This window comes from Nocardia farcinica (genome assembly GCF_029867845.1).
Classification (GTDB): domain Bacteria; phylum Actinomycetota; class Actinomycetes; order Mycobacteriales; family Mycobacteriaceae; genus Nocardia; species Nocardia farcinica_A.
Window position 1 is genome coordinate 1 of sequence record NZ_JARWRU010001335.1, and the last position, 6,084, is coordinate 6,084.

The 6,084-nt window shown below is 71.1% G+C and carries 8 protein-coding genes and 1 pseudogene; 5 read left to right on the top strand and 4 right to left on the bottom strand.

Annotated elements, in window-relative coordinates; all coding sequences use genetic code 11:
* Nucleotides 1-35: 35 nt before the first annotated feature.
* Nucleotides 36-215: pseudogene (locus tag QH283_RS29910) on the bottom strand (peptide deformylase); the annotation flags it as partial.
* A 189-nt stretch (nt 216-404) separates the two neighbouring features.
* Between QH283_RS29910 and QH283_RS29915 the strand changes: the two are divergent.
* From QH283_RS29915 to QH283_RS29935, 5 genes are all read left to right on the top strand, one after another.
* The gene (locus tag QH283_RS29915) at nt 405-773 is read left to right on the top strand and encodes a DUF3263 domain-containing protein (protein WP_280506260.1); all 369 of its coding nucleotides are present in this window, start codon (nt 405-407) and stop codon (nt 771-773) included.
* A gap of 79 nt (nt 774-852) precedes the next feature.
* On the top strand, nt 853-1,437 hold the full coding sequence (locus QH283_RS29920; protein WP_280506261.1) for a LytR C-terminal domain-containing protein: 585 nt from the start codon (nt 853-855) through the stop codon (nt 1,435-1,437).
* Nucleotides 1,438-1,585: 148 nt separating this feature from the next.
* A complete protein-coding gene (gene sodC / locus QH283_RS29925) occupies nt 1,586-2,278 on the top strand; it encodes a superoxide dismutase[Cu-Zn] (RefSeq protein ID WP_280506262.1) in 693 nt (230 codons plus the stop codon).
* 17 nt (nt 2,279-2,295) lie between these two features.
* Complete coding sequence (locus QH283_RS29930; protein ID WP_280506263.1) at nt 2,296-3,438, top strand: glutamate--cysteine ligase; 1,143 nt, start codon at nt 2,296-2,298, stop codon at nt 3,436-3,438.
* Between the two features lie 151 nt (nt 3,439-3,589).
* Nucleotides 3,590-4,894, top strand: a complete 1,305-nt coding sequence (locus tag QH283_RS29935) for a phosphatase PAP2 family protein (RefSeq protein WP_280506266.1) — start codon at nt 3,590-3,592, stop codon at nt 4,892-4,894.
* Nucleotides 4,895-4,956: 62 nt separating this feature from the next.
* On the opposite strand, the gene mnhG is transcribed toward QH283_RS29935, so the two are convergent.
* The 3 genes from mnhG to QH283_RS29950 form a co-directional block, all read right to left on the bottom strand.
* Nucleotides 4,957-5,307: a monovalent cation/H(+) antiporter subunit G gene (gene mnhG / locus QH283_RS29940; protein ID WP_414689638.1), complete on the bottom strand. Its 351-nt coding sequence runs from the start codon at nt 5,305-5,307 to the stop codon at nt 4,957-4,959.
* Nucleotides 5,304-5,564 (bottom strand): monovalent cation/H+ antiporter complex subunit F, encoded by a 261-nt coding sequence (locus QH283_RS29945; RefSeq protein ID WP_280506264.1) that lies wholly within the window; start codon nt 5,562-5,564, stop codon nt 5,304-5,306. The genes mnhG and QH283_RS29945 overlap by 4 nt, the downstream gene beginning before the upstream one ends.
* Nucleotides 5,565-5,603: 39 nt before the next feature.
* A partial coding sequence (locus QH283_RS29950) for a Na+/H+ antiporter subunit E (protein ID WP_280506265.1) occupies nt 5,604-6,084 on the bottom strand: 481 nt, incomplete at its 5' end.

Here is a 6,084-nt window from a genome sequence, read left to right on the forward strand (position 1 = left end):
GCCGGGCCGTGGGGGCGGTCGTGGGGGCTGTCTTAGACTAACAGCCGTCGGGGCACCCCCACCTGGTGGGCGGCCAGGCCGACGCCGTGGGCGGCGTCCATCGTCTCGTACATGTCCGCGACCAGCCCGGCCAGCTCCTCCGGGGAACGGTCGACCGGTCGGGTCGGATTGTGCAGCACCGGGTCGCCGACGATCACGATGGGGAGGATTGCCATGACCGGGAAGCCTACCCGTCGCGCCCTGCCCGCCGACGCCGGACCGATGGCCCCGGAAAGGCGGACCTACCGGCCGGTAAGCAACACGCCGCGGTTTGGGCCGAAGCGCTCCGCCGCAGCGTGGTTCAATGAACCGCGACGGACGAGCACCCCCTTTTTCGTCTGGAGATCACTCGGCGAGGGAGCGAGATGGACGGCGCAGCAGCTCGGAATCCAACGGACGACACCGCCCCCGCGAACGGCGAGACCACCCCCGCGAACGACACCGCAGGCAGCACGGACGACACCGCCGCCGATGCCGGCCCCAGCGGCCTGTCCCGGCGCGAGCTGGACATCCTCGCCTTCGAACGGCAGTGGTGGAAGTACGCCGGAGCCAAGGAAGAGGCCATCCGCGAACTGTTCGGCATGTCACCCACCCGCTACTACCAGGTGCTCAACGCCGTCGTGGACAAGCAGGAGGCGCTGGCCGCCGATCCCATGCTGGTCAAGCGGCTGCGCAGGCTGCGAGCGAGCAGGCAGAAGGCAAGGGCCGCGCGGCGTCTGGGTTTCCAGGTCTGACCGACATGTGTGCGAGAATCGCGCGTTTCGCGGCCCCGATGCGGGCGCGCGGCGGGTGTGAGCGACTAGGGTCGGCACGGTGAGCTACCCCAATCCCACCTCCGGCGGGCCGCCGTTGCGCGCGCTGGCGATGGTGTTGATCGCGCTGGCCATCGTGTTCGCCGGCCTGGGCGCGATGTCGATGTCGAGCGCGGATTCCGACGGCGAGGACTCCGCGGCGCAGGCGACCACCACGGCGGCCGCCGCACCGGCGACGACCACCACCGCGGCCGCGACCCCAGGGGCCGTCGAGAACACCGCCCCCGAGACGACCACCGAGCCCGCCCCCGAGACGTCCGCCACGATCGAGCCGCCGCAGACCCCGCTGGCCGCCCCGCCCTCGCTCGACCGTTCGGTGCCGGTGCAGGTGCTCAACAACAGCCTGGTCGCGGGCCTGGCCGGGCGCACCGCCGACCAGCTCGCCGCGAACGGCTGGACCAATGTGCGGGCCGACAACTACGCGGCCGAGACCATTCCGCAGACCACCGTCTACTACGGAGACTCGGCGGCGGAGAAGGCGGCGGCGGAGGCCATCGCGGCCGAACTCGGCGCGGTCACCGCACCCAAGCCCGCGGGCTTCGGCGGCGGCGCCACCGGCGTGGTGGTGATCCTGACCGGGAACTGATCTCCCGGCGCGGACGAGACCCTGCCCGGTCGCGCGGCGCACGGCCCCGCAGCCGGGCGGCACGGCGGGCGTGGCATCATCGTTCCCGGTAAGAAACGTGTCCACCCAGCTTTACTCGTAAACTCGGTACTCGTAAAGGAGTTCCCCGATGGCCTCGTCCTCAACTCGTCGCCCGTCCTGGCGGACTGTGACCCCGGCGCTTGCGGTCGCGGTCCTCGGCCTGGCCGCCTGCAGCAACAGCCAGGAATCCAGCGACGTCAAGGGCACGACGCCTCCGGTGTGGACCGGCTCGCCCGCCCCGGCGGCCACCGAGACCGAGCACGGCGGTCACGGCGACGACGCGGGCTCGCACGCCGCGGGCGCGACCGCCGAGCTGAAGGACGCCTCCGGCGCCTCGGTGGGCACCGCCACCTTCACCGAGGAGGGCGGCCACCTCGTGGTCACCGTGGAGGCCACCGGCCTGCAGCCCGGCTTCCACGGCCTGCACCTGCACCAGGAGGGCAAGTGCGAGCCCAACTCCACCGCCCCCAGCGGCGGCCCGGCGGGCAACTTCCTCTCCGCGGGCGGCCATCTGCAGGTCGGCGGCAACCAGGGCCACCCGGCCAGCGGCGACCTGACCTCGCTGCAGGTGCGCTCGGACGGCACCGCGAAGCTGGTCACCACCACCAGTTCGGTCACCCTCGACGACATCGAGGGCAAGGCCCTGATCATCCACGAGGGCGCCGACAACTTCGGTAACATTCCTGATCGTTACCAGCGTGAGGGTGGCGCCGGTCCTGACGCCACCACGCTGGCGACCGGCGACGCGGGCGGTAGGGTCGCCTGCGGCGTCGTCCAGTAGCCGGACGGGGGATCGTGATGGCCGGGGAAATCCAGAACATCGAGTTCGGGGGATCGCCCCGGCCGACCATCGGGATCGAGTGGGAAATCGCGCTGGTCGACAAGGTCACCAGGGATCTGTCCAACACCGCCGCGGCGGTCTTCGACGCGGTCGGTGAGCCCAAGGCCTGGGACGGCACCCCGCAGGTCTCCAAGGAACTGCTGCGCAACACCGTCGAGCTGGTCACCGGCGTGCACGAGACGGTCGGCGGCGCGGTCGAGGACCTGAGCGGCACGATGGACAAGGTGAGCCGGGCGGCCGATCCGCTCGGCGTCGACCTGTTCTGCGCGGGCACCCATCCCTTCGCCCAGTGGTCCACCCAGCAGCTCACCCGCTCGGCGCACTACGACGAGCTCATCGAGCGCACCCAGTGGTGGGGCAGGCAGATGATGATCTGGGGCGTGCACGTGCACGTCGGGGTCTCGCACCGGGAGAAGGTCTTCCCGATCCTGAACGCGCTGCTGACCACCTACCCGCACCTGCTCGCGCTGTCGGCCTCCTCGCCCATGTGGGCCGGGTCCGACACCGGCTACGCCAGCAATCGCACGCTGATGTTCCAGCAGCTGCCCACCGCCGGCCTGCCCTTCCAGTTCGAGAACTGGCGCCAGTTCGAAAGTTTCGTGCACGACGAGATCAAGACCGGTGTGTTCGAACATCTCGGCGGCCTGCACTGGGACATCCGGCCCGCGCCCAAGTGGGGCACCATCGAGGTCCGCATCTGCGACGGCGTGCCATCGCGCGCCGAGCTGGCCGCCCTGGCCGCGCTGATCCACTGCCTGGTGGTCGACCTGGACGCGCGCGTGGAACGGGGCGAGGATCTGATCGTGCTGCCGCCGTGGCACGTGCAGGAGAACAAGTGGCGCGCGGCGCGCTACGGCCTGGACGCCATCGTCATCACCGACGCCGACAGCAACGAGCGGCTGGTCACCGACGACCTGATGGACCTGCTCAACCGGCTGGAGCCGACCGCGGCCAGGCTCGGCTGCGCCGACGAACTGGCGGCGGTGGCCGAGATCCCGAAGCGCGGCGCCTCGTATCAGCGGCAGCGCCGGGTGGCCGCGCAGGCGCAGGGCGATCTGGTGGCGGTCGTCGACGCGCTGGTCAAGGAACTCGCGCAGTAGCCACACCCGGGCGAGGGCCGCGGGCGCGCGTCGGTCGGCCCGGGTCGTGGTCAGTTGTTCAGTCGCCGGTCCAAGCGCCGTTCACGGCCCGTTTACTATTGTCGGCGTGTTGGTCGATCCGAATTCCACAGCGGAGCGCGCGTCGCGGCCGGTGCTGTCGCCGCGCCCCGGAATCCGGGTCCTGCTCGCCGGTGTGCCACTGTTGCTCATCGCGTTGCAGGTGGTGGCGCTGGCCAACGGTTTCGAGGGGCCGCTGGAGAGCCTGTGGAAGGACTACGCGGGCACCCCGAAGTCGATGTCGGTGCCGTGGGCCGGGCTGCTGCTCGCCCTGGTCGGCATCTCCGTGCGGCGCAGGCTGATCGCGCTGGGCGCGGCGGTGGCCATCGACGCGGTGGCCGCTGGCCTGCGCCTGGCCTTCGACGGGCCGTTCGCCGTCGGCAACGGGCCGACCCTGGTGCTCACCGCGCTGGCGCTGACCGCCTGGCTGCGCTGGCGCGGGGTGGAACAGCGCAACGCCCTGCACGCGGCCGCCCTCGGCGCGCTGCTGATCCTGGCCACCAAGGTCGGCGACGTCTGGCTGAGCCTGACGGTGATCGCCGCGCCTGAGGTGCTCGACGAGTACGTGATGCTGGCCGACCACGCGCTCGGCGACCCGTCCTGGGTGATGGGCCGGGTGCTGGACACGCTCGGGCCCGCGGTGTACGCGGTGCTGCACTGGGTCTACATCGAGCTGCCGGTGGCGGCGATCGTGGTGGCGGCCTGGCAGCTGCGCCGGGTGGTCGGCTCCGGGCGCTGGCCCGGCCACTACCTGGTTCGCACCTTCCTCGTGCTCGGCCTGATCGGGCCGCTGATCTACATCGTCTTCCCGGTTGTCGGGCCGATGTTCGCCTTCGGCCCGGACGGGCACGGACTCCAGATCGGCAACTACTGGCCGGAGATCGTGCCGCCGATCGACCGCAATCCCGCCGGCCTACCCTTCGACGAGGCCACCCCGCGCAACTGCATGCCGTCCATGCACACCGCGTGGGCGCTGGCGGTGTTCCTGCACAGCCGCCGCGACCACGACGGCTCGCTGGCCCCGCGCTGGCTGCGCTGGGGCGGCACCTTCTGGCTGGTGTGCACACTGGCCGCCACCCTCGGCTTCGGCTACCACTACGGCGTCGACCTGGTGGCGGGCGCGGTGCTGTGCCTGACCGTCGACTCGGCGCTGCGCGATCCCGAGCGCGGCTGGGCGGCGTTCCGGGTGCGGCTGGTCGCGGGCGGTGCGGTGCTGTTCGCCGCGCTGTTGCTGTCCTACCGCTACCTGGCGGTGCCGATGGCCGACCATCCGGTGCTCGCGGGTGGTCTGGTGCTGGCGCTGACATCGGCGATGGTCGCGGCCTACCACGCCACCTTCTTCGCCCGGCGGCAGCACGAGGATCTCGTGACCGGGGAGTCGGCCGCCGCCTCGCGCTGAGCCGGGCGATCCGCGAGCCGGGCTCGGCGCTCCCGCAGCGGTGGTCCGCCGAAGGGGTGAGTTCAGCGGTCGGGGCCGTCGAGGGCGTTGCCGAGTTCGTTGACGCGCAGCAGGCCGTCGCGGTGCCGCTGCTCGCGGTAGGCGGTGCGGCCGAGCAGGTGCGCGATCACCGGGGCGGTCAGCAGGGTGAACATGCCGACCAGAGCCAGCAGCCAGATGTTGCCCCGGCCGTAGAGGTTGACGGCGGCGCCGGTGATCACCATGACCAGGCCGACGATCTGCGGCTTGGTGGCCGCGTGCATGCGGGTCAGCGAGTCGGGGAAGCGGACGATGGCGATCGCGGCGGTGAACGACAGGAACGACCCGCCGAGGATGAGCACCGCGGCCACCACGTCGCGGATGGTCTGGATCATCGGTCGTCCCTCACGCGGAAGCGGGTCACGGCGGCCGAGCCGAGGAAGCCGACCAGTGCCAGCGCGATGATCCCCGGCAGCACGAAGGTCTTGCCGGTGTAGGCGGCCCACACCGTCAGGCCGGAGGCGAAGATCGCGGTGAGCGAGTCCATGCCGACCATGCGGTCCAGCGTGCTCGGTCCGGCGAGAATGCGATAGCTGGTGATCACGGCCGCGGCCGACAGGAGCACGGCCGCGACGGTCATGACGACGGTCAAATGCTCACCTCCTCGATACCTGGTGCTGGATGGGCGGGTCTACTTCTTGGCGCGCAGCGGGTGCTTGGGGACCGGCCGCTCGAAGGCGGTGATCAGCAGCCGTTCCAGCGTGCGGGTCTGCCGGTAGAACTTCTCCACGGCCTTCTCGCTGCCGACGTCGAGCACGTGCACGTAGACCAGGCAGCGGTGGCGGTCGATCTCGAGCACCATGGTGCCGGGGATGAGGTTCAGCAGGTCGGTGGTCAGCACGAGCACCAGGTCCGAGCGGGTGCTCAGGCCGACGCGCAGCACGCCGGACACCGGCGGCGGGCCGGGACGCACCGCGAACCAGGCGATCTGCATGCTCGACTCGATGGCGTAGGCGATGCCGATCACGCTGGCCTGCACGATCGCCCACGGGGCGAAGCGGCCCTTGACCGGCATCTTCGGCAGCGGCAGCGCGATCATGATGATCGTGCCGATGGCGAGTCCGGCCAGCACGTTGGCCGCGCTCATGTTGCCCCACAGCGCGGTGTAGACC

Coding starts and splice junctions, on each gene's coding strand:
- QH283_RS29915 (WP_280506260.1), top strand. CDS start 405: ATGGACGGCGCAGCAGCTCGGAATCCAACGGACGACACCGCCCCCGCG.
- sodC (WP_280506262.1), top strand. CDS start 1,586: ATGGCCTCGTCCTCAACTCGTCGCCCGTCCTGGCGGACTGTGACCCCG.
- QH283_RS29930 (WP_280506263.1), top strand. CDS start 2,296: ATGGCCGGGGAAATCCAGAACATCGAGTTCGGGGGATCGCCCCGGCCG.
- mnhG (WP_414689638.1), bottom strand. CDS start 5,307: ATGATCCAGACCATCCGCGACGTGGTGGCCGCGGTGCTCATCCTCGGC.